The organism is Enterobacter chuandaensis, assembly GCF_039718975.1.
Classification (GTDB): Bacteria; Pseudomonadota; Gammaproteobacteria; order Enterobacterales; family Enterobacteriaceae; genus Enterobacter; species Enterobacter chuandaensis.
Genome location: NZ_CP097174.1, coordinates 190,866 through 213,204 on the forward strand (window position 1 = coordinate 190,866; position 22,339 = coordinate 213,204).

At 49.3% G+C, this 22,339-nt stretch carries 20 protein-coding genes and 3 pseudogenes; 12 read left to right on the forward strand and 11 right to left on the reverse strand.

Going from position 1 to position 22,339, the window contains the following annotated elements; genetic code table 11:
• Positions 1 to 86: 86 nt before the first annotated feature.
• The 6 genes and pseudogenes from MX657_RS23335 to MX657_RS23360 all read left to right on the forward strand — a co-directional run bounded on the left by MX657_RS23335 (position 87) and on the right by MX657_RS23360 (position 4,803).
• The gene (locus tag MX657_RS23335) at positions 87 to 677 is read left to right on the forward strand and encodes a plasmid pRiA4b ORF-3 family protein (RefSeq protein WP_012477564.1); all 591 of its coding nucleotides are present in this window, start codon (positions 87 to 89) and stop codon (positions 675 to 677) included.
• 136 nt (positions 678 to 813) lie between these two features.
• A complete protein-coding gene (locus tag MX657_RS23340; RefSeq protein ID WP_001493762.1) occupies positions 814 to 1,386 on the forward strand; it encodes a recombinase family protein in 573 nt (190 codons plus the stop codon).
• A 36-nt stretch (positions 1,387 to 1,422) separates the two neighbouring features.
• Entirely contained in the window at positions 1,423 to 2,814 is a 1,392-nt protein-coding gene (locus MX657_RS23345; protein ID WP_014839878.1) for an ISKra4-like element ISKpn19 family transposase, read from the forward strand.
• Positions 2,815 to 2,859: 45 nt separating this feature from the next.
• Positions 2,860 to 4,092 (forward strand): annotated as a pseudogene (locus MX657_RS23350) (Tn3 family transposase); the annotation flags it as partial.
• A gap of 59 nt (positions 4,093 to 4,151) precedes the next feature.
• Entirely contained in the window at positions 4,152 to 4,280 is a 129-nt protein-coding gene (locus MX657_RS23355; protein ID WP_032073144.1) for a hypothetical protein, read from the forward strand.
• A 37-nt stretch (positions 4,281 to 4,317) separates the two neighbouring features.
• On the forward strand, positions 4,318 to 4,803 hold the full coding sequence (locus MX657_RS23360; protein ID WP_006581703.1) for a hypothetical protein: 486 nt from the start codon (positions 4,318 to 4,320) through the stop codon (positions 4,801 to 4,803).
• A 196-nt stretch (positions 4,804 to 4,999) separates the two neighbouring features.
• On the opposite strand, the gene MX657_RS23365 is transcribed toward MX657_RS23360, so the two are convergent.
• Positions 5,000 to 6,090 (reverse strand): IS4-like element ISAba1 family transposase gene (locus tag MX657_RS23365; RefSeq protein ID WP_085940648.1). Its coding sequence is split into 2 segments (ribosomal slippage): positions 5,000 to 5,550 and positions 5,550 to 6,090, totalling 1,092 coding nucleotides; the frame shifts between segments, so codons are not numbered across the junction.
• Between the two features lie 89 nt (positions 6,091 to 6,179).
• On the opposite strand from MX657_RS23365, the gene sul2 reads away from it, so the two are divergent.
• Both sul2 and glmM read left to right on the forward strand, forming a co-directional pair.
• Positions 6,180 to 6,995: a sulfonamide-resistant dihydropteroate synthase Sul2 gene (sul2, locus tag MX657_RS23370; protein WP_001043260.1), complete on the forward strand. Its 816-nt coding sequence runs from the start codon at positions 6,180 to 6,182 to the stop codon at positions 6,993 to 6,995.
• Positions 6,996 to 7,081: 86 nt separating this feature from the next.
• A pseudogene (gene glmM, locus MX657_RS23375) lies at positions 7,082 to 7,324 on the forward strand (phosphoglucosamine mutase); the annotation flags it as partial.
• Between the two features lie 235 nt (positions 7,325 to 7,559).
• Here the strand turns inward: glmM and MX657_RS23380 are convergent.
• From MX657_RS23380 to MX657_RS23400, 5 genes and pseudogenes are all read right to left on the reverse strand, one after another.
• Positions 7,560 to 9,053 carry an IS91-like element ISCR2 family transposase gene (locus tag MX657_RS23380; protein ID WP_001120888.1) on the reverse strand — a complete coding sequence of 498 codons (1,494 nt, stop codon included), beginning with the start codon at positions 9,051 to 9,053 and terminating at the stop codon, positions 7,560 to 7,562.
• 111 nt (positions 9,054 to 9,164) lie between these two features.
• Entirely contained in the window at positions 9,165 to 9,470 is a 306-nt protein-coding gene (locus MX657_RS23385; protein WP_001255015.1) for a LysR family transcriptional regulator, read from the reverse strand.
• A gap of 27 nt (positions 9,471 to 9,497) precedes the next feature.
• Positions 9,498 to 10,712 carry a chloramphenicol/florfenicol efflux MFS transporter FloR gene (gene floR, locus MX657_RS23390; RefSeq protein ID WP_000214122.1) on the reverse strand — a complete coding sequence of 405 codons (1,215 nt, stop codon included), beginning with the start codon at positions 10,710 to 10,712 and terminating at the stop codon, positions 9,498 to 9,500.
• Between the two features lie 216 nt (positions 10,713 to 10,928).
• Entirely contained in the window at positions 10,929 to 11,813 is an 885-nt protein-coding gene (locus MX657_RS23395) for a DUF3363 domain-containing protein (protein WP_001447541.1), read from the reverse strand.
• Positions 11,814 to 11,843: 30 nt separating this feature from the next.
• Positions 11,844 to 12,674 (reverse strand): annotated as a pseudogene (locus MX657_RS23400) (IS91-like element ISCR2 family transposase); the annotation flags it as partial.
• Between the two features lie 63 nt (positions 12,675 to 12,737).
• Here MX657_RS23400 and MX657_RS23405 point away from each other — a divergent pair.
• Positions 12,738 to 13,442 (forward strand): IS6-like element IS1006 family transposase, encoded by a 705-nt coding sequence (locus MX657_RS23405; RefSeq protein ID WP_001067784.1) that lies wholly within the window; start codon positions 12,738 to 12,740, stop codon positions 13,440 to 13,442.
• Positions 13,443 to 13,526: 84 nt separating this feature from the next.
• Here MX657_RS23405 and MX657_RS23410 read toward each other — a convergent pair whose 3' ends face one another.
• From MX657_RS23410 to MX657_RS23430, 5 genes are all read right to left on the reverse strand, one after another.
• Entirely contained in the window at positions 13,527 to 13,994 is a 468-nt protein-coding gene (locus MX657_RS23410) for a hypothetical protein (RefSeq protein WP_346808588.1), read from the reverse strand.
• On the reverse strand, positions 13,936 to 15,327 hold the full coding sequence (locus MX657_RS23415; protein WP_014839878.1) for an ISKra4-like element ISKpn19 family transposase: 1,392 nt from the start codon (positions 15,325 to 15,327) through the stop codon (positions 13,936 to 13,938). Before MX657_RS23415 ends, MX657_RS23410 begins: the two co-directional genes overlap by 59 nt.
• A 36-nt stretch (positions 15,328 to 15,363) precedes the next feature.
• Positions 15,364 to 15,936, reverse strand: coding sequence for a recombinase family protein (locus MX657_RS23420; RefSeq protein WP_001493762.1), 573 nt, complete (start codon positions 15,934 to 15,936; stop codon positions 15,364 to 15,366).
• Positions 15,937 to 16,072: 136 nt separating this feature from the next.
• Positions 16,073 to 16,663, reverse strand: a complete 591-nt coding sequence (locus tag MX657_RS23425; RefSeq protein WP_012477564.1) for a plasmid pRiA4b ORF-3 family protein — start codon at positions 16,661 to 16,663, stop codon at positions 16,073 to 16,075.
• A 130-nt stretch (positions 16,664 to 16,793) separates the two neighbouring features.
• Positions 16,794 to 17,174 (reverse strand): hypothetical protein, encoded by a 381-nt coding sequence (locus tag MX657_RS23430; RefSeq protein WP_001371925.1) that lies wholly within the window; start codon positions 17,172 to 17,174, stop codon positions 16,794 to 16,796.
• Between the two features lie 751 nt (positions 17,175 to 17,925).
• On the opposite strand from MX657_RS23430, the gene MX657_RS23435 reads away from it, so the two are divergent.
• Genes MX657_RS23435 through MX657_RS23445 form a run of 3 tightly spaced genes read left to right on the forward strand, consistent with a single transcriptional unit; the run spans position 17,926 to position 22,326 of the window.
• Positions 17,926 to 18,768: a TnsA endonuclease N-terminal domain-containing protein gene (locus tag MX657_RS23435; protein ID WP_000090707.1), complete on the forward strand. Its 843-nt coding sequence runs from the start codon at positions 17,926 to 17,928 to the stop codon at positions 18,766 to 18,768.
• Positions 18,755 to 20,878, forward strand: a complete 2,124-nt coding sequence (locus MX657_RS23440) for a transposase (protein WP_346808589.1) — start codon at positions 18,755 to 18,757, stop codon at positions 20,876 to 20,878. Before MX657_RS23435 ends, MX657_RS23440 begins: the two co-directional genes overlap by 14 nt.
• Positions 20,878 to 22,326 carry an ATP-binding protein gene (locus MX657_RS23445; protein WP_346808590.1) on the forward strand — a complete coding sequence of 483 codons (1,449 nt, stop codon included), beginning with the start codon at positions 20,878 to 20,880 and terminating at the stop codon, positions 22,324 to 22,326. Before MX657_RS23440 ends, MX657_RS23445 begins: the two co-directional genes overlap by 1 nt.
• Positions 22,327 to 22,339 lie beyond the last annotated feature (13 nt).

The window sequence follows — 22,339 nt, forward strand, 5'->3', positions numbered from 1 at the left end:
ATGAAAAACCTCGGGGCAGCCATCGAATGATGCCATCTACAGGGGTTAAAATAACCACCATCATTTCATAACAATACCTGCTGACTATGAAGATCTACGTCATCAAAATAGCAGTTCATGGAGTCAGTCCGATGGTCTGGCGTCGGCTGAGAATTGCTGCCGACACGTCACTGGCCGCGCTTCACTTCATTTTCCAGATAGTGCAGGGCTGGGGGGACGACCATCTCCATCAATTTCACATTTATGGCAAAGATTACGGTATCTCCTACGAAGGAGGCATCGGTTTTGTCGATAATCCGTTCCGGGTCGTGATTGATGATTTTGCTTTTGATGCTGGCGATCGCTTTACCTATGAATACAATTTCTTTGAGCACTGGCTTCATGACATTCGTGTTGAGGCCATTTATGAAAACTCTACGCTGAAAGCGCCGTTTTGTATAAGCGGCCATGGTATGCCCGGAGCCACAGCTGCGGATGAGTTCGATAAAACCCTGGCGTTTCTTGAAGCTATCGTTAATGCGGATGATGAAACAACGGTCGGCGAGATCCGCCCTTTTGCTGACGACCTGGATGCTGTCAGGTTCAACCGCCACAAAATCAACCGGCAACTGAGCAGGCTCGACCTTGCATCTCCGGTACTGGAGCCTGAAGTTATCTGGCTGGGCCGTCGTCGCTGACTGATGTCTATAAAGGTATACGTTTTCAGCATGCCTCTCAGATCCCCGAAAAAATGTCTATAAACCTCCCTAAATCAGTGTTTATGGATTATTCTTTAAATCTCTATGATGTTTAAAGACCTTCCGGAGGTTTTGCGTGCAATATGCCTACATCAGGGTAAGCTCGGCCGATCAGAATACGGCCCGTCAGGAAGAGGCATTGTCAAAGGCGGGTTTTCAGCCTGATAAAATTTGTGTTGAGCATGCCAGCGCGAAGGACACAAACCGCCCGGGGTTACAGGAACTCCTGGGGCAATTACGCCCTGGTGATACGCTTCTGGTTCATTCCATCGATCGCCTTTGCCGGAATATGTCGGATATGTGCGCTGTCACCACCCGGCTTCGTGACCAGGGCGTTACCCTTATTTTTCTGAAAGAGCAGCTGACGTTCAGCGCCGGCACAAACAATCCGATGCAGGAACTGCAGCTGCACATGATGTCGGCATTCAGCCAGTTTGAACGAGCCTTACTGAAGGAAAGGCAGGCCGACGGCATCGCCGCGAAAAAAGCACGGGGTGAAAAAACAGGGCGCCCCGGCGCCGATATCAAAAAGATCCAGGAAATTGACGCACTCAGAAGCAGAGGGGTCAGGCTCAGGATCGCCTGCGACCATGCGGGCCTTGGCGTTTCCACATATTATAAGCTTCGTCACCAGATGAACAACCAGTAGCCGGGAGATAGTCATCCACCACAGCAGGAGGCAATGATGCAACTGACGCTCCAGATAGTCATCACCGATGAATCAGGCTCCAGTCGAACGGAGGAACTGATGACAATCCAGAAATCAGGGGAGACCCGGAACGACATCGGATTATCGGTGTCAGAATCCAAGCTGTTGCTGAATACGGTCCAGCAGTCGGTGGTCCAGCTGCAGGCAGACGAATATACTCAACACCATATCCGGTGCCCTCACTGCCTTGCTGCGCGCAGAATCAAAGGCAAACAGAAAATACGGTACCGGACGCTGTTTGGCGTTATTCCGGTATCCGGGCTTCGGGTGTACCGGTGCCGTTGTGAAGAGAGTGATACAAAGACAGTCAGTTTGCTCAGCGACTGGGCCGGCGATTATTCTCACCCGGCACTGAAATATATTGAAACCCGCTGGGCCTCGATGATCTCCTATGAAATGACGACTCGTCTGCTGAAAGATATTCTGCCGGTGGGCCACAGCCTGAATGCCTCAACGGTGAGGAATCATTTATGCCAGGTGGCGCAGCGTCTTGACGCTGAGGCTGAAGCTCATTCAGGTTTTCTTTCCGGCTGCCCCCGCGACTGGGGGAACCTGCCCAGGCCAGGAAAACCGCTTGTGGTGGGTATAGATGGTGGTTATGTTCGCGATCGGGATGACAAAAAGCGTAATTTTGAAATTATTGCCGGGAAGTCTTTTTCCGTTGGTGCGCCTGCTGACACCCGCCGCTTCGGTTTTGTTCAGAAGGATGACTGTCATCCGGAACGCAGGCTCATGACCCACCTTTCAGCGCAGGGAATGCAGGCCAACCAGCAGATATTTTTTCTGTCCGACGGCGCGGATAATCTCAGGGACCTCCAGTTCGGTATGTACCCTGAGTCAACGCATGTGCTGGACTGGTTTCATATCACCATGAGGCTGACGGTGCTCATGCAATATGCCCGGGGACTGCTGGTATCAGATCCAGAGGCGGGGAGTAAAGTTCTGGCACTGCTGGAAAGCATTAAACGATATCTCTGGCATGGCAATGTTGTCGCTGCGCTGGAACATATTGATAATTGCGTTATGTATTGCGATGACCCTGAACTCAGCTATCCTAGCCTGAAATCCCTGCAAAAACATCTGGATGAAATGTATACCTACATCCGGAATAATAAGATGATGATCCCAAACTACGGCGAAATGCGTCGGTACGGAGAGCCGGTATCAACCGCGTTTGTGGAATCCACGATCAATGAAGTGATCGCCAGACGAATGGCCAAAAAGCAGCAGATGCAGTGGAGCAGAAAAGGGGCTCATTATTTGTTACAGACCCGGACCGCCGTTTTGAATAACGAACTGCAGGATAAATTTGTCTGCTGGTATCCGGGTTTTCAAAGTGACGGGAAGGGACCAGCGATGGCAGCATAGCTCACGCTGCCCCAATATTTTTTATGCTCTCCCGCGCCGACAGGCGCCGAAGATCTGGTGCTCGATCTCTACAAGCAGATCCCGCCCACGCGCATCACCGATCTCCTGCTGGAGGTGGATGCGGCGACCGGCTTCACCGAAGCGTTCACCCATCTGCGCACAGGAGCACCCTGCGCTGACCGGATCGGGCTAATGAACGTTATCTTGGCGGAAGGGATCAACCTCGGCTTGCGCAAAATGGCGGATGCGACAAACACCCACACCTTCTGGGAATTGATCCGCATTGGACGGTGGCATGTCGAGGGCGAAGCCTATGACCGGGCGCTGGCCATGGTGGTCGAGGCACAGGCAGCGTTACCCATGGCCCGGTTCTGGGGCATGGGCACGTCGGCTTCGAGCGACGGACAGTTCTTCGTCGCTACAGAGCAAGGTGAGGCCATGAACCTGGTCAACGCGAAATATGGCAATACCCCGGGCCTGAAAGCCTATAGCCACGTCTCCGACCAATATGCGCCGTTCGCAACCCAGGTGATTCCTGCAACGGCAAGCGAAGCGCCTTACATCCTCGATGGCCTGCTGATGAACGATGCTGGACGCCATATCCGCGAGCAGTTCACCGACACGGGCGGCTTCACCGATCACGTCTTTGCCGCATGTGCCATTCTCGGCTACCGGTTCGCTCCGCGCATCCGCGACCTGCCATCCAAACGGCTCTACGCGTTCAATCCGTCGGCCGCCCCGGCGCACCTGCGAGCGTTGATCGGCGGAAAGGTCAACCAAGCCATGATCGAGCGCAATTGGCCCGACATCCTGCGCATCGCCGCCACCATTGCTGCCGGGACCGTCGCGCCAAGCCAGATTCTGCGGAAACTCGCCTCCTATCCGCGGCAGAACGAGCTCGCGACAGCCCTGCGGGAAGTCGGTCGCGTCGAGCGCACCCTGTTCATGATCGACTGGATTCTGGATGCCGAACTCCAACGGCGTGCCCAGATCGGGCTCAACAAAGGCGAAGCTCATCATGCGCTGAAGCGGGCAATCAGCTTCCACCGCCGCGGTGAAATCCGCGACCGTTCCGCCGAAGGCCAGCATTACCGCATCGCCGGCATGAATCTGCTCGCCGCCATCATCATCTTCTGGAACACCATGAAGCTCGGCGAGGTCGTTGCAAACCAGAAACGCGATGGAAAGCTGCTATCGCCCGATCTCTTGGCCCATGTTTCGCCGCTCGGATGGGAACACATCAATCTCACCGGAGAATATCGCTGGCCAAAGCCTTAGCGTAGGATTCCGCCCCCTCCCGCAAACGACCCCATCCAGAGTTAGCTGTAGAAATGATTATGCCAGTCAAGGCTTTTGAAGAATTCTGCGCACACCATCAAGTACAGCACCTAAGTACGGATGATTTTGCAAAGATTGAATATGACCGCATGAAGTGGCGATTTGGACAGGCCGGTATTAGAGAATAAAAACTCTAGTCTTTATTAAAAAATCAGGAAGATTTATATGCAAATTGATATTAAAACATCTTCAGTTAAGCCTTTAAGAAATACTTATGCTTATATTGAAAAAAGATTTGGTGATAAACCAGCTTCACGTTATCAAGAAGCGACCTACGATATTCAGGAAGAAATTAATTTTCATTACAAACCTTTATGGCAGCCTGAATTTGATCTTTACGATAAGGGCCGTACTGTAATCCAAATGAAAGATTGGTACGTGCTTAAAGATCCTCGTCAATTTTATTATGGGGCTTATACCCAAACTCGAGCTAAACAACAAGAGATTTTAGAAAGTAATTTTACGCTTGTTGAAAAACACGATTTATTAAGAAATATTTCTGAAGAAATTCTAAACAAAGTAACGAAATTACTACTCCCACTTTATTGTAAACAAGACATTTTTATCTTTTATATTCAATGGCTTATTTTCCTGCTAATTGGTAATACCATGAAAAATACCATGCTCAGAAAAGGCTTAACAATATTTTGAAAAATTGCCTACTGAGCGCTGCCGCACAGCTCCATAGGCCGCTTTCCTGGCTTTGCTTCCAGATGTATGCTCTTCTGCTCCTGCAGCTAATGGATCACCGCAAACAGGTTACTCGCCTGGGGATTCCCTTTCGACCCGAGCATCCGTATGAGACTCATGCTCGATTATTATTATTATACTCTGTACACGACAAATTTCACAGAACCCTTATCCTATCAGGATTCTGCTTTCTTAAAATTGCCAAAATTTCCTTAAACTCTTCTTTTTTCCCAAAACCAATTAAACGCTGAATCGCCATTTGAACATAGTCTAAACCATAGCGAAATAAACTCATTGAGAGTCGTCCATGCTTCTTTATTTTTATCGCTTTTTTTTGATTATGTTGCCATTCACCCGTTAAGTAACACCAACAGAAGCTTATAGCTAACACCGCAATCAATTTTTTCACTCGTCTAGGGTCTGTCAAGCGCGTATTTTCAAGATTAAACCCGCGTCCTTTGAGACAACTGAATAAGGTTTCAATTTCCCAGCGTAATGCATAATCCTGAATAGCATTGGCATTAAACTGAGGAGAAACGACGAGTAAAAGCTCTCCATTTTCTAACTGTAGTGCACTTATATATAGTTTCACCCGACCAACCAAAATCCGTCGTTTACGACATTCAATTTGACCAACTTTAAGATGGCGAAATAAATCACTAATTTTATGATTCTTTCCTAAATGATTGGTGACAATGAAGTTTTTTTAACACGAATGCAGAAGTTGATGTCTTGTTCAATTAACCATGTAAACCACTGCTCACCGATAAACTCTCTGTCTGCGAACACATTCACAATACGGTCTTTACCAAAAATGGCTATAAAGCGTTGAATCAAAGCAATACGCTCTTTCGTATCTGAATTTCCACGTTTATTAAGCAATGTCCAAAGGATAGGTATCGCTATTCCACGATAAACGATTGCGAGCATCAGGATATTAATATTTCGTTTTCCCCATTTCCAATTGGTTCTATCTAAAGTCAGTTGCACTTGGTCGAATGAAAACATATTGAAAATCAACTGAGAAATTTGACGATAATCAAAATACTGACCTGCAAAGAAGCGCTGCATACGTCGATAAAATGATTGTGGTAAACACTTGATGGGCAAGGCTTTAGATGCAGAAGAAAGATTACATGTTTGCTTTAAAATAATCACAAGCATGATGAGCGCAAAGCACTTTAAATGTGACTTGTTCCATTTTAGAGATTTGTTTAAGATAAGATATAACTCATTGAGATGTGTCATAGTATTCGTCGTTAGAAAACAATTATTGTGACATTATTTCAATGAGTTATCTATTTTTGTCGTGTACAGAGATTATTATAGAAGCCCCCATGAATAAATCGCTCATCATTTTCGGCATCGTCAACATAACCTCGGACAGTTTCTCCGATGGAGGCCGGTATCTGGCGCCAGACGCAGCCATTGCGCAGGCGCGTAAGCTGATGGCCGAGGGGGCAGATGTGATCGACCTCGGTCCGGCATCCAGCAATCCCGACGCCGCGCCTGTTTCGTCCGACACAGAAATCGCGCGTATCGCGCCGGTGCTGGACGCGCTCAAGGCAGATGGCATTCCCGTCTCGCTCGACAGTTATCAACCCGCGACGCAAGCCTATGCCTTGTCGCGTGGTGTGGCCTATCTCAATGATATTCGCGGTTTTCCAGACGCTGCGTTCTATCCGCAATTGGCGAAATCATCTGCCAAACTCGTCGTTATGCATTCGGTGCAAGACGGGCAGGCAGATCGGCGCGAGGCACCCGCTGGCGACATCATGGATCACATTGCGGCGTTCTTTGACGCGCGCATCGCGGCGCTGACGGGTGCCGGTATCAAACGCAACCGCCTTGTCCTTGATCCCGGCATGGGGTTTTTTCTGGGGGCTGCTCCCGAAACCTCGCTCTCGGTGCTGGCGCGGTTCGATGAATTGCGGCTGCGCTTCGATTTGCCGGTGCTTCTGTCTGTTTCGCGCAAATCCTTTCTGCGCGCGCTCACAGGCCGTGGTCCGGGGGATGTCGGGGCCGCGACACTCGCTGCAGAGCTTGCCGCCGCCGCAGGTGGAGCTGACTTCATCCGCACACACGAGCCGCGCCCCTTGCGCGACGGGCTGGCGGTATTGGCGGCGCTGAAAGAAACCGCAAGAATTCGTTAACTGCACATTCGGGATATTTCTCTATATTCGCGGTTCAGCAGGCATGTCCCCTTTGAGGGCGACCCGACGACAGGATAATCGACCTTATGGTGCGCAAATATTTCGGCACAGACGGTATTCGTGGCAAAGCCAACGAAGGCGCGATGACGGCGGAAACCGCCTTGCGCGTCGGCATGGCGGCTGGCCGTGTCTTTCGTCGCGGTGACCACCGCCATCGTGTCGTGATCGGCAAGGATACGCGCCTGTCGGGCTATATGCTTGAACCCGCGCTCACAGCCGGTTTCACCTCGATGGGCATGGACGTATTCCTTTTTGGCCCGCTGCCGACAACGTATAGGAAGAATAAACGCCCTTTTCACCCAAGTCCAACAGCTTTGGACCGCAGTTGACTCTTTCGACACCCCTGCGATGCAACCCAATCCGGCTGACGGGGAGCCAGCAACGCTGAAAATTTACCCTCCTCTTTCCCACTAGCGGCTCCTTTTCCGACAACCAGCACGGCGGATCCCTGCCGCGGCGCTGTGAACGCAGCATTTTGATTGGTATCGTTGGCCTTCAGGCTCGTCAGTCAAACAGACCCAGGAGCAGCTCAGCCGGTGGCGCCCGGCTTTCGGGTAACGCCCTGGTCCCGCTGGTTTCGGCTTTGTGCTTCAGGTGATCAAGGATCTGCTTGATCACTATAGGGTCTTCAATGCAGGCGATGACTTTCATGGCGCCGCCGCAGCCGCTGCAGGTCTCGATGTCGATATTGAAAACACGCTTGAGCCGTTGCGCCCATGTCATCGACGCTCGCCGTTGTGCTGGTGTTGCCGGTTCATCAGCCACCCTGACCTTGTTGCCCCTGCCCCGTTTTGCCGGCGTGACCAACGCCCGGTGCCGACTGTTGGGTGCGAACACCCCGTGGAAGCGGGTTAGGTTGACTCTGGGCTTCGGTACCAGGGCGGCCAGCCTTGCAATGAAATCCAATGGTTCGAAAATGACGTGCGTGGTGCCGTCCCGGTACGGCGTCTTGAGCTGGTAGCGCACGTTGCCGCCTCGTGTTAACGACAGCCGCTTCTCGGATACCGCCGGGCGGCTGATGTACCGGCACAGCCGTTCGAGCTTCTTGCGTTCATCGGCCCTGGCCGCCACGCCGGCGTGCAGGCTGGACCCGGCTACCTTGCCAATCCCGTCACCGAACGGATCACCACTGGTCGGCAGAGTTTGCAAAGTGAACACCTTTCGCCCCGCCTGTGAACCGACAGCGATACGGTAAGTGATCGAGTGCCCCAGCAGGGGTGTCATCGGGTCGTCATCCACCGCATCCGAGGCCAGATAGCTGTTTTCGACATCCCGTTCCAGCAGGCCTTGCCGTTCCAGATAGCGACCCACCCGGTGGGCGATGGTGTGCGTCAGCTGGGTGAGCTCTGGGCTGGTCGGCGCCTTGACCCAGCGGAAACGCGCTGAGCCGTGGGATTGCTCGACATACACACCGTCGAGAAACAGCATGTGGAAGTGAACATTCAGATTGAGCGCCGATCCAAAACGCTGGATCAGGGTGACCGCGCCCGTCTTGGCCACTTGGTGGGTATGGCCCGCTTTCTTGACCAGGTGCGTGGCAATGACGCGGTAAACGATGCCCAGCACCCACCCCATGATCTCGGGCCGGCTGGCAAACAGGAAACGCAGCTGAAACGGGAAGCTCAACACCCACTGACGCATGGGTTGTTCAGGCAGTACTTCATCAACCAGCAAGGCGGCACTTTCGGCCATCCGCCGCGCCCCACAGCTCGGGCAGAAACCGCGACGCTTACAGCTGAAAGCGACCAGGTGCTCGGCGTGGCAAGACTCGCAGCGAACCCGTAGAAAGCCATGCTCCAGCCGCCCGCATTGGAGAAATTCTTCAAATTCCCGTTGCACATAGCCCGGCAATTCCTTTCCCTGCTCTGCCATAAGCGCAGCGAATGCCGGGTAATACTCGTCAACGATCTGATAGAGAAGGGTTTGCTCGGGTCGGTGGCTCTGGTAACGACCAGTATCCCGATCCCGGCTGGCCGTCCTGGCCGCCACATGAGGCATGTTCCGCGTCCTTGCAATACTGTGTTTACATACAGTCTATCGCTTAGCGGAAAGTTCTTTTACCCTCAGCCGAAATGCCTGCCGTTGCTAGACATTGCCAGCCAGTGCCCGTCACTCCGCGGTCTTCACTGCGTGATCGAGTTGATCGACACCCGCCGTGACACGCTCCATGAAGTGCCTGCCTGCGTCTGTTAGCCGAACGCCCCGCGCATGGCGCTCAAATAGCAGGACACCAAGGTTATCCTCCAGCGCTTTCACACGCGCGCTGACGCTCGACTGGCTGATACCAAGTGCCTTGGCCGCATGCCGAAAATTCAGATGCTCGGCGACGGCGATGAACTGAACAAGGGAAATGAGCGGTATCCTGCCAGACAGGATACCGACATTCACGAGGTTTCGATGGTTAGTGCGCCGCATCGGAGCGGGCCTGCTACCAGTCGTCGGTTAGACGACTGGCGACTTCTCGGTGGCAGCCCCACGGAGCCGAAGGAGCACCAGCCCCAACGAAACCAGTACCGCCATCGCCGTGGCGTAACAGATCACGGGCCACGCTGTGTCACCGTTTAAAAGTGCCACCGCCAATGTCCCGACAATGCTGACTATCAGGCTTTGAACGCAGAAGTAGAACGCGACCGCTGATCCCGCGATGTCGTCGAACTCTGCCAAAGCGCCGTTCGCGGTAACGGACACCGTGAAGACAATACCGACCGCGACAACCCACATCGGTAGGATGAAGGTGAGGAATGACGGCGAGCCGTAAAGTTCGCCGATCCCCAACAGGACCGCTCCGCAAACAAGCAACGCCATCCCACGCGCCACGCATCCTGCGATGCCCCATCTGGCGACAAAGGACTTCGCGAAACGGGTTGTCACGATCATTACAAGCGCGACAGTGGCGAAGGCAAAGCTGAATCCGATCTCGGAATATTCCGCTTGGCCTATGAGCACACGGGGAGCCGTCGAGAAGAAGACGAAGTAGGTGCCCATACCGGCGCTAAAGCCGACAGTGTAAACCCAAAAAGCCGGACTCGCGAAGATCGGCAAGACAGATCGGCGCGTCTTGACTTGATCCAGAGGGCGGGTTTCGTGCCACCTGAAACCCGCATTTAGGAGTGCGAGCATCGCCAGTATAGCCAAAGTAATGAATATCGCCTGCCATCCCAAGAACTCGCCGATCAATACTCCGGCGATAGGGCCGAGCGCAGGCACGAACGCCAGCATCGAACTGAAAAGGCCGTAGATGACGACACCCTCAGGACGGTTGGCATAAACGTCGCGAACCGTCGCGAACGTCGCCACCAGCATGGCCGACGCGCCCACTGCTTGAAGTAGACGGAAAGCGACAAAGGCCGGTGCAGTTGAAGACCAAGCTGCTCCCAGAGACGCAATGACGAAAGCCGTTGCGCCCGCAAGTAGAATTGGCCGTCGCCCGATTCTGTCTGAGAGCGGACCAAAAATCACCTGGCCCACGCCGAGCATCACCATATAGAGGCTCAACGTGAGTTGGATCATAGCGGGCGTCGTGTTCAGGATGCCGGGCATCGCTGGAACGACAGGGAGATAAATATCCATCGCCAGTGAAGCGAGGATGTCGAAAGGAGCCATCAGCAGCAGTGCTGCCGGCAGCGTATAGGCCCACGCGGGGCGTGTGGTGGTCATGACGAATCAACCCTCGATTAAGGAATACCGGGCGACGTCTGCTCGTCAGCAATCAGATGAGACTAGCCTTACAGAGCGCCGCAACAACAATACTGGTTGTTGCGGCTTACTTGTCTGCTGACTTGGAATTTCCCATCTGATTACTCCACGCTTACGAATATGAATTGCTACATTTTATCCGATTATCTTTTGCTTCGCAATGCGGCATGGGCGCACTCAGCGTTCCAGCCCCCTCTGCCGCCCTAACTGCCACGACACCGACCCGCCCTGCACGATGCCCATAACCTCGCGGCCGAGTTGGCGGTCGATGATCGGCCGCCACGGGACAAGGGTGAACTCATGGGATTTCTCGACCACGGCGAACTTGCCGCTCGATAGATGCACGGTTCCGGTAAACTTGCCGCTGACGCTCTCGCCGTCCGTGGCGGCGCGGAACGGCAGGCCCTTACTCAAAGCCATATCCGATCCGACGCCGGCTACCTCGCGCTCCCGCAGGATGGCGAGAAGGTTGCGCCGGTAGAAGACGCGGCTGTCCCGGCTGCGGGTGGCGTCGCCCTGTTCGATATGGTGCTCGCGGCGCTGGTCCATGGCTTCGCGGACTTGTTGCCCGAAGCCGGTTGGCGCAAGGTCGGCCGTCTCGCCGTGGATCAGCCGCCGGTCCAGCCAGGTCGCGCCGTCCGATCCGATCTGTTTGTTCAGATCGACCGGGGAAAGGACGCGAACGCTGGCCTGACTGTCTCGGCCGGCGTCATGGGCGGCGGCACGGCTGACCAGATCATCGGGGATGCGCCATTGGTCGGCGTCGATCCGCTCGACGATACCGGCCCGGCGTAGCGCCTCCAGCCGGCGCACATGGGCATCGACATAGCCCTCATAGTCGCCGCCTGGAACGCGGCACGTATAGGAAGAATAAACGCCCTTTTCACCCAAGTCCAACAGCTTTGGACCGCAGTTGACTCTTTCGACACCCCTGCGATGCAACCCAATCCGGCTGACGGGGAGCCAGCAACGCTGAAAATTTACCCTCCTCTTTCCCACTAGCGGCTCCTTTTCCGACAACCAGCACGGCGGATCCCTGCCGCGGCGCTGTGAACGCAGCATTTTGATTGGTATCGTTGGCCTTCAGGCTCGTCAGTCAAACAGACCCAGGAGCAGCTCAGCCGGTGGCGCCCGGCTTTCGGGTAACGCCCTGGTCCCGCTGGTTTCGGCTTTGTGCTTCAGGTGATCAAGGATCTGCTTGATCACTATAGGGTCTTCAATGCAGGCGATGACTTTCATGGCGCCGCCGCAGCCGCTGCAGGTCTCGATGTCGATATTGAAAACACGCTTGAGCCGTTGCGCCCATGTCATCGACGCTCGCCGTTGTGCTGGTGTTGCCGGTTCATCAGCCACCCTGACCTTGTTGCCCCTGCCCCGTTTTGCCGGCGTGACCAACGCCCGGTGCCGACTGTTGGGTGCGAACACCCCGTGGAAGCGGGTTAGGTTGACTCTGGGCTTCGGTACCAGGGCGGCCAGCCTTGCAATGAAATCCAATGGTTCGAAAATGACGTGCGTGGTGCCGTCCCGGTACGGCGTCTTGAGCTGGTAGCGCACGTTGCCGCCTCGTGTTAACGACAGCCGCTTCTCGGATACCGCCGGGCGGCTGATGTACCGGCACAGCCGTTCGAGCTTCTTGCGTTCATCGGCCCTGGCCGCCACGCCGGCGTGCAGGCTGGACCCGGCTACCTTGCCAATCCCGTCACCGAACGGATCACCACTGGTCGGCAGAGTTTGCAAAGTGAACACCTTTCGCCCCGCCTGTGAACCGACAGCGATACGGTAAGTGATCGAGTGCCCCAGCAGGGGTGTCATCGGGTCGTCATCCACCGCATCCGAGGCCAGATAGCTGTTTTCGACATCCCGTTCCAGCAGGCCTTGCCGTTCCAGATAGCGACCCACCCGGTGGGCGATGGTGTGCGTCAGCGGCACTGTTGCAAATAACCACGAATGGTAAGCTGAAGACTGTTTTAGCTAAAGGTGCAGCATATGAATCCTTTCCATGGTCGGCATTTTCAGGGCGAAATCATTCTTTGGGCTGTGCGCTGGTATTGTAAATATGGCATTAGCTATCGTGAACTGCAGGAAATGCTGGCCGAACGGGGTGTGAATGTTGATCACACGACTATTTACCGTTGGGTTCAACGTTATGCTCCTGAAATAGAAAAACGTTTACGCTGGTATTGGCGTAATCCTACAGATCTGAGCTCGTGGCATATTGATGAAACCTATGTAAAAGTGAATGGACGATGGTCTTATCTGTATCGTGCAGTCGATCAACGTGGCGATACCATTGATTTTTATCTTTCTTCTAGACGTAATACCAAATCAGCATATTGTTTTCTTGGAAAAATTTTAAATAATGTGAAGAAGTGGCAAATTCCACAAGTGATCAACACGGATAAAGCACCCACATATGGACGTGCTTTATCACGGTTAAAACGGGAAGGTAAATGTCCACCAGACCTTGAGCACAGGCAGATTAAGTATAAAAATAACGTGATTGAATGTGATCATGGCAAGCTAAAGCGGATCATCAGGGCCACATTAGGATTCAAATCTATGAAGACGGCTTATGCCACAATTAAAGGTATTGAAGTCATGCGTGCACTACGTAAAGGACAAGCATCGTCATTTTATTATGGTCAGCCTCAGGGTGAAGTGTGTCTAATCAACAGGGTTTTCGGTCTCTAAGTACTTTTTAAAGGGAACATCATCGACTCAAATCTCTATTTGCAACAGTGCCAAAAAAACCAACTTCAAGTTGGTTTTTCTTTTTTAATCATCAGTGGCGACCTTAACACCATATCCAATTAAACCTGCAAGGCTAGCATAGGCTATTTTGGCATAAATCGAACCCCACCAGACCGTAATTTTACTGGCACCAAATTCCCGAACCGTTTGCCCCATAAAATTAGTGGTTTCATAGAAATTTTTAGCAGAATAACCTAACGCAATATGATCAAGGACAGGGAATAAACTAAAAGCTAAACCTACTGCTGCTGCGGGGAAAGTAAACTCTCTTGATAGACCGAATTTTCCAGTAATAAATACAAGCGATACCACGATAATTAATCTAATGATAGTCCATAGCATCACTGTGAAAGGCAAGTTAAAGATGCCTGCTCCCTGCCACGCAAGACCGCAAACAACTAGGAGAGCATAAAAAATATTGGGGCAGCGTGAGCTATGCTGCCATCGCTGGTCCCTTCCCGTCACTTTGAAAACCCGGATACCAGCAGACAAATTTATCCTGCAGTTCGTTATTCAAAACGGCGGTCCGGGTCTGTAACAAATAATGAGCCCCTTTTCTGCTCCACTGCATCTGCTGCTTTTTGGCCATTCGTCTGGCGATCACTTCATTGATCGTGGATTCCACAAACGCGGTTGATACCGGCTCTCCGTACCGACGCATTTCGCCGTAGTTTGGGATCATCATCTTATTATTCCGGATGTAGGTATACATTTCATCCAGATGTTTTTGCAGGGATTTCAGGCTAGGATAGCTGAGTTCAGGGTCATCGCAATACATAACGCAATTATCAATATGTTCCAGCGCAGCGACAACATTGCCATGCCAGAGATATCGTTTAATGCTTTCCAGCAGTGCCAGAACTTTACTCCCCGCCTCTGGATCTGATACCAGCAGTCCCCGGGCATATTGCATGAGCACCGTCAGCCTCATGGTGATATGAAACCAGTCCAGCACATGCGTTGACTCAGGGTACATACCGAACTGGAGGTCCCTGAGATTATCCGCGCCGTCGGACAGAAAAAATATCTGCTGGTTGGCCTGCATTCCCTGCGCTGAAAGGTGGGTCATGAGCCTGCGTTCCGGATGACAGTCATCCTTCTGAACAAAACCGAAGCGGCGGGTGTCAGCAGGCGCACCAACGGAAAAAGACTTCCCGGCAATAATTTCAAAATTACGCTTTTTGTCATCCCGATCGCGAACATAACCACCATCTATACCCACCACAAGCGGTTTTCCTGGCCTGGGCAGGTTCCCCCAGTCGCGGGGGCAGCCGGAAAGAAAACCTGAATGAGCTTCAGCCTCAGCGTCAAGACGCTGCGCCACCTGGCATAAATGATTCCTCACCGTTGAGGCATTCAGGCTGTGGCCCACCGGCAGAATATCTTTCAGCAGACGAGTCGTCATTTCATAGGAGATCATCGAGGCCCAGCGGGTTTCAATATATTTCAGTGCCGGGTGAGAATAATCGCCGGCCCAGTCGCTGAGCAAACTGACTGTCTTTGTATCACTCTCTTCACAACGGCACCGGTACACCCGAAGCCCGGATACCGGAATAACGCCAAACAGCGTCCGGTACCGTATTTTCTGTTTGCCTTTGATTCTGCGCGCAGCAAGGCAGTGAGGGCACCGGATATGGTGTTGAGTATATTCGTCTGCCTGCAGCTGGACCACCGACTGCTGGACCGTATTCAGCAACAGCTTGGATTCTGACACCGATAATCCGATGTCGTTCCGGGTCTCCCCTGATTTCTGGATTGTCATCAGTTCCTCCGTTCGACTGGAGCCTGATTCATCGGTGATGACTATCTGGAGCGTCAGTTGCATCATTGCCTCCTGCTGTGGTGGATGACTATCTCCCGGCTACTGGTTGTTCATCTGGTGACGAAGCTTATAATATGTGGAAACGCCAAGGCCCGCATGGTCGCAGGCGATCCTGAGCCTGACCCCTCTGCTTCTGAGTGCGTCAATTTCCTGGATCTTTTTGATATCGGCGCCGGGGCGCCCTGTTTTTTCACCCCGTGCTTTTTTCGCGGCGATGCCGTCGGCCTGCCTTTCCTTCAGTAAGGCTCGTTCAAACTGGCTGAATGCCGACATCATGTGCAGCTGCAGTTCCTGCATCGGATTGTTTGTGCCGGCGCTGAACGTCAGCTGCTCTTTCAGAAAAATAAGGGTAACGCCCTGGTCACGAAGCCGGGTGGTGACAGCGCACATATCCGACATATTCCGGCAAAGGCGATCGATGGAATGAACCAGAAGCGTATCACCAGGGCGTAATTGCCCCAGGAGTTCCTGTAACCCCGGGCGGTTTGTGTCCTTCGCGCTGGCATGCTCAACACAAATTTTATCAGGCTGAAAACCCGCCTTTGACAATGCCTCTTCCTGACGGGCCGTATTCTGATCGGCCGAGCTTACCCTGATGTAGGCATATTGCACGCAAAACCTCCGGAAGGTCTTTAAACATCATAGAGATTTAAAGAATAATCCATAAACACTGATTTAGGGAGGTTTATAGACATTTTTTCGGGGATCTGAGAGGCATGCTGAAAACGTATACCTTTATAGACATCAGTCAGCGACGACGGCCCAGCCAGATAACTTCAGGCTCCAGTACCGGAGATGCAAGGTCGAGCCTGCTCAGTTGCCGGTTGATTTTGTGGCGGTTGAACCTGACAGCATCCAGGTCGTCAGCAAAAGGGCGGATCTCGCCGACCGTTGTTTCATCATCCGCATTAACGATAGCTTCAAGAAACGCCAGGGTTTTATCGAACTCATCCGCAGCTGTGGCTCCGGGCATACCATGGCCGCTTATACAAAACGGCGCTTTCAGCGTAGAGTTTTCATAAATGGCCTCAACACGAATGTCATGAAGCCAGTGCTCAAAGAAATTGTATTCATAGGTAAAGCGATCGCCAGCATCAAAAGCAAAATCATCAATCACGACCCGGAACGGATTATCGACAAAACCGATGCCTCCTTCGTAGGAGATACCGTAATCTTTGCCATAAATGTGAAATTGATGGAGATGGTCGTCCCCCCAGCCCTGCACTATCTGGAAAATGAAGTGAAGCGCGGCCAGTGACGTGTCGGCAGCAATTCTCAGCCGACGCCAGACCATCGGACTGACTCCATGAACTGCTATTTTGATGACGTAGATCTTCATAGTCAGCAGGTATTGTTATGAAATGATGGTGGTTATTTTAACCCCTGTAGATGGCATCATTCGATGGCTGCCCCGAGGTTTTTCATGCTCTCTAGAACAGCTTTCTAAGAACGGTGGGCTCGCCTGAAAATTACAAATCAGCCCCTTTCACGGCATCATTTTGATTCTTCGCGTCTGCCCCCAGTAAGATGACCGGTTTTCTGCATGACAGTGTTATTCCTAACAAACGCAACACAAAACCACGCCAGCCAGAGCAAATTTTTTCATTTGCTGCGTAAAGCCTATTGTTTTCTCTTTTAAGCTTCGCCCACTCGTTACAGAGGGTAACATCATCAAGCGCTGTTATATGCTTCGCCTCACCTTCGACGATAACGGTATGGATACCGTATGCTGTAAATCTCATACTATTTTCCAGAACCCAGTTGCGGTATTCGTTGAGTCCACCTTCGGAACCGGTAGCTCTGCGCCACATTTCAATTTGCTTGTGTGATGGGTCAAGTGTACTTGTCATTGAAGCCTCGTCTCAGCGATAACGCTTGAAATAGCCCGCTTTGGTCAAAATGAAATTAGCCATCTGACTGGCGATTTGATTGTATCTTACTCATAGTGCCCAACCTATAGGTTAAAAAGGGGCATTTTCGCTTTATAGCGTGTTCAACATCATCAATCATCCCAAGAAAGGCTGGCTTATTAAGCCGGTCCATCATTTTCTGTATATCTCTCATCAATTTTTATATCCGGCCTGAAGTGCACCGTTCAAGCACACCGATCAGGCAGTTAGTCACTAGTTAACTCTTTACTAGAGACTAAATTCCATTGATTTACGTGACAACGTCACGTCATTAAGGTTTGCAAATGCCTAATTTTCATACTATGGGATTTAATTAGGAGTAACTCCCACAGGTTTACATAAAGCTGACATTTAAAAGTTTTAAAAATCAATCAGATAGAAAGAAAAGGCTCACCGGAAGAACTCTTCTCATTATTTCGCCGCCCGGGGTTATTGCTGACAGATCTGAAAGTGCTAATATGTTAGTCATAAGTAATTAGTAAAGCCTTTACTAAACGCGTTTCTACGTAAATTCTATTGGTTTTAGAGGGTCCTGTCCGAGGACAATAAAGTTGTACACAAAGCACTAAAGTTGTAACCATTCTCAAAAAACGACGCTAATGTTGTATACTTACTGAATGTGTGGTTATAGGGTTGGAGACTATAAAATGCACATATAGGTACGTATCAATGTCGTTTTTAGGGTACGATCATGGCTAGGGGTAGGCGTCTCAAATCCTATTTGGATTATGAAAATGCGCTAGGTGACGGCATAGGAGTGGGCTATGGCCAAAGTTATCAGCCCTGGCTTAGAGCTCAGGACGTTAAATCCCGTGGAAACCGTTCGATAGTCTTTGGCCTTAAGACGTTTCGAAACCATCATCTCCTTTCTTCTGTCGAAAGTAACTTTTTCTATCTGGCTGAGTTTAATGACTCGGTGATTGATATCCGGGAACAATTCCCACTCTTTCCTCTCCGGCTTACCCAACAAATAGCAAATCATCTACATTTTCAACATCCTATGGTGAGGGGAGTAAGAGGAGTACCTGTCGAAGTTCTGAATGTTATGACAACCGATTTTTTACTGACCTTGAGAACTCCTGAAGGCGGACTTCGATACAAAGCTATAGCAGTAAAACATAACGAGAGCATACCTGAACGCGAAGCCCAAAAACTTGAAATAGAGAGGATGTTTTGGCAGTTGATTGATGTTGAGTTTCAAATTTATGTTGGCTCGGAACTCAATAACGTCGTCGGTAAAAACATTTGCTGGGCTACTTCTGTATTAAGAGATGGTTCTGAATTTTATGATAAATATCCTCTTGATAAAATCCTATGGAAGCTTAAACCAGATGTTTATCCCATAGTAGGACTACGTGCAATGATTTCATCAATCTTTGGGGTAGATGCACAAGAAGCGATGATGTTATTGCAGGCAATGATTGGATTAAAAATGATAAATGTTGATTTATCATATCCAATACTCGAAACCGGTCTGATAAAGATAATTTCCAATGACCACTATATAGGACTGAACGCAAATGGATATTATTAGGAATTCAGTCTGGCTCTCTCAAGGCACTGATTTGCTTGCAGAGGGACTTTACCGTGTTTTGGATTTTGACAGAAAGGTCGATTTGTTAATTTTGTTTAAAATAAAATCAGAAAGAACGGGTAAGCCAATCCCTTTCTCATTTTCAATGTTTAAATATTATATTGAATCAAATAGCATAACTTGTAAAGATTATATATATCCTTCATATATGTTAGTAGATGAGAAAGAATTAACAGATAAAGACAGAGGAAGGCGAGATGAAAATTACAATATCATTAAAGATCTTGTAGATGACAGAATGTTTCTGTTCGACTATGCATTACATAAAAAGTCGCACCTTTTAATGGATTACTCAAGAAATAAAAAAATATCACAATATACTATCAGAACGCTTCTGGCGTTGTATTGGCGACATGGGCAGGATATTTATGCATTGCTACCCGCATTCTCGAACTGTGGCGCCGCTGGGAAAAGTAGAATCAAACATGAAATTAAACTTGGGAATTCCAAAAAAAACAGAGCATTACCTAATGAACGATCACGTGTTTTCATTCTTAATGAAAGAGATATAAATAATATTAGAAAATCTCTCATTACGTATCATTATAAAGTTAACGGAGATACGATAAAGAAAACATTAGAGAGACATATTGATTTGTATTTTAGGGATGAAATTAAAACAGCAAACCTAGAAAATAGAGCTCCATATGTTCCTTCTTTAAAACAATTTTCATACTGGAATAAAAAACTCTTCACTAAAGATTTCTCGATAAATAAGAAGAACACGAAAAAAGAAATAGACCTCAAAATGCGGGCGCTTTTAGGTAGTGTGGCTAATACAACTGTTTTGCCGGGTGATGTTTTCGAAATAGACTCAACTGTCGCTGATGTACATCTTATTTCGAGTTTAAACAGACGAAAAGTCATTGGGCGTCCTACTATTTATACAGTGGTGGATCGTGCAACAAGAATGATTGTTGGCCTTCATGTTTCTTTATACCATGCTTCATGGCGAGCCGCCCGACAAGCGTTAGCAAATTGCTTTATGCCAAAAAAAGAATATTGTAGATTATTTGGAATCTCTATTACTGATGATGATTGGCCTTGTTCTCACATTCCATTAACATTGATGTGTGACAACGGGGAGATGATTGGTCTTAAACCTCAGGAAGAGATGACCCCCCTGACAAAACTTGAGTTTGCGCCAGTCGGTAGAGGCGACAGAAAAAGCATTGTTGAACGCTGTTTCGGCATTCTGAATGATGAGGTTATTCATAGGCTTATTGGAACAACACGAAGGGGAAAGATTGTTAAAGGAGAGCCAACACCGCAATCCAGGGCTTGTTTAACGATTCAGGAGGTCACGTCTTTACTGATTCGGGAGATACTTGCACATAATCAGAGAACGTATGAGGAACTGGCTTATATCAATCCCTTACTGATTGAAAATGATCTCGTAATATCACCAAAAAATAGTTGGATGATAAGCTTAAAGCACGGGAGATTCAGCGCAAGAGCAGTTGGGGCCGACGAAGTGATCGCACGATTGTTAATCCCTGTGAACGCTAACATTACCGCCGGTGGGATTCAGTACAATAATCTTTTTTATGAATGTGATCCTGAAATTGCATCAGGTGTCAGAGTATTTGGAAGAACCACTTGTGAAGCAAGAATAGATGACAATTGCGTAGATTATATATATGTAAGATTTGACAAAAATAGCATTTTCAAAAAACATTACCTACTTAAGAAAAGAGATGTATTTAAAGGGAAAGCTCATCTTGATACAGATGTAATGGCTGATTGGGTAGATACTCAAAAAAAAATTAATTTATTTACTCTGGATTCGCTCAGCAATATCAATAATAAAGATGAATTTAACAGGAAAGGTAACGAAAGATTAAATGAAATATACGAATCTCGCCGGGTACATGGTAAAGATATTAAAAAGAACAGGAAAAATGAACTTGATTCATTAGGGCGAACTCATGTTGCTAATGGAAGATCTGAACCCCTACTTCCTTCATCCAGTAATGTTCTGCTTTTGCCTGGCCGGGAGGAGAAACAAAGATGGTTAAAAGGTAAGAAGAAGACTGAGGACGCAGAATAATGAATCTTATACGGCGCGTTTCAGCGATATATAAAGAACAGGAGTTACCTGAGTATCGTGGCAATCCCTTAATTGAAGCACTTCCTGAAGCGCTTACGGAAGATGAAGTACTTCTGGAAATGAGTTATTTCCCCGAAATTGACGAAATAATCCGCTGGACTGCCCCGGCGAATGTTAGAGAGCAGTATGTCGAACGTATAAAGAAATTCCGTTGCCCTCAAACCAATCTTATCCAGGCTTATAAGATGATCTTACGGGCACTTAGGGAAAGCTATGCAGCTCGTAATCCTTTAAAAAGCGGAACAATTCAATATCTTCATTACTATGGAAATGAGCGTCCTGATATTGAGCCAGAAAGTGGATATTTTAAATCCCAGGCTGAAACTATTACGATAGTTGGAATGAGTGGTTCTGGAAAAACTACCATGATTGAGCAAGTCATGGATCATTTCCCTCAGATTATAGAACACAGCAGCTATAAAGGAGTTTTTCCCGGCTTCAGTAAGCAAATTGTATGGGTAAAGATTAATTGTCCATACAATTCAAGTGTGAGAGACCTTTGTGAAGAGATTTTACAAAAATTAGATGATGCAATTGGTATTGAACGAACTACACCTGAGATTAGAAATGGTGCTCTGGCTCGCCAGATTGCACAAAGAATTAAATCATCATTTTTGGGTATCCTTGTTATTGATGAAATGCAGAGGCTTAAATTTTCAAGAACCGGGGGTGAGAGTAAGTTGATTGTTTTTTTACATGAAATTGTAGATTCCATGGGGGTATCTATGGTTTTTTGTGGAAATCATCCTTTTGACGAGACGCTGACAAAGAAAATGAGAATTGCCAGGCGGGCAGAGTCTGGTGGTTACATGAAAATTAAGAATGTTAGATACGATTCACAAGACTGGCAATCGTTTATTCATTATTTATGGCCATTACAATGGACAAATGTTGAAACTCCATTAAATGATGAGTTAAACGAAAAATTATTCATTTTATCTAAAGGCAATATTGGATTGGCTCAGATGATTTATCGGGGGGCACAATTAAAGGTTATCGGTAGCGGCAATGAAATCATCACTGGCGCAGTCTTGTCGGCCTCTGTACCGGTACTCGTGAGTCATACGGAGGAATATAAGGATACTCCACTCCCGGGGGCCGCGACTGAAGATGAGGAAGCTAAATGGCTCTCTGCATCTAATGAGGGTGATGCTTCGGCTAAAATCATGGCAGAGAAGTCCCTAAAGTCTTTGATCCCTGGGGATATAGACAGGCCACAGCACAAGGAATTCGTAGGAAAAATAGACGAGGTTTTGCGCAATTTCGACGAGAAAATACTGTCTCTTGACCACGATCTTGTTATCAACAGAACAGCTGAAAAGAAAAATACCTACGATGCTCTTCAGCGTTGCGGGCTTATAAATATAGATCCACTTAATAAATTGTAATGAGGTAACAGTT

Bases quoted from the DNA above. Each gene is read 5' to 3' on its own strand.
- MX657_RS23335 (WP_012477564.1), top strand. From the start codon at position 87: ATGAAGATCTACGTCATCAAAATAGCAGTTCATGGAGTCAGTCCGATG.
- MX657_RS23345 (WP_014839878.1), top strand. From the start codon at position 1,423: ATGCAACTGACGCTCCAGATAGTCATCACCGATGAATCAGGCTCCAGT.
- MX657_RS23355 (WP_032073144.1), top strand. From the start codon at position 4,152: ATGCCAGTCAAGGCTTTTGAAGAATTCTGCGCACACCATCAAGTACAG.
- MX657_RS23360 (WP_006581703.1), top strand. From the start codon at position 4,318: ATGCAAATTGATATTAAAACATCTTCAGTTAAGCCTTTAAGAAATACT.
- sul2 (WP_001043260.1), top strand. From the start codon at position 6,180: ATGAATAAATCGCTCATCATTTTCGGCATCGTCAACATAACCTCGGAC.
- MX657_RS23380 (WP_001120888.1), bottom strand. From the start codon at position 9,053: ATGCCTCATGTGGCGGCCAGGACGGCCAGCCGGGATCGGGATACTGGT.
- MX657_RS23385 (WP_001255015.1), bottom strand. From the start codon at position 9,470: ATGCGGCGCACTAACCATCGAAACCTCGTGAATGTCGGTATCCTGTCT.
- floR (WP_000214122.1), bottom strand. From the start codon at position 10,712: ATGACCACCACACGCCCCGCGTGGGCCTATACGCTGCCGGCAGCACTG.
- MX657_RS23395 (WP_001447541.1), bottom strand. From the start codon at position 11,813: ATGCTGCGTTCACAGCGCCGCGGCAGGGATCCGCCGTGCTGGTTGTCG.
- MX657_RS23405 (WP_001067784.1), top strand. From the start codon at position 12,738: ATGAATCCTTTCCATGGTCGGCATTTTCAGGGCGAAATCATTCTTTGG.
- MX657_RS23415 (WP_014839878.1), bottom strand. From the start codon at position 15,327: ATGCAACTGACGCTCCAGATAGTCATCACCGATGAATCAGGCTCCAGT.
- MX657_RS23425 (WP_012477564.1), bottom strand. From the start codon at position 16,663: ATGAAGATCTACGTCATCAAAATAGCAGTTCATGGAGTCAGTCCGATG.
- MX657_RS23430 (WP_001371925.1), bottom strand. From the start codon at position 17,174: ATGACAAGTACACTTGACCCATCACACAAGCAAATTGAAATGTGGCGC.
- MX657_RS23435 (WP_000090707.1), top strand. From the start codon at position 17,926: ATGGCTAGGGGTAGGCGTCTCAAATCCTATTTGGATTATGAAAATGCG.
- MX657_RS23440 (WP_346808589.1), top strand. From the start codon at position 18,755: ATGGATATTATTAGGAATTCAGTCTGGCTCTCTCAAGGCACTGATTTG.
- MX657_RS23445 (WP_346808590.1), top strand. From the start codon at position 20,878: ATGAATCTTATACGGCGCGTTTCAGCGATATATAAAGAACAGGAGTTA.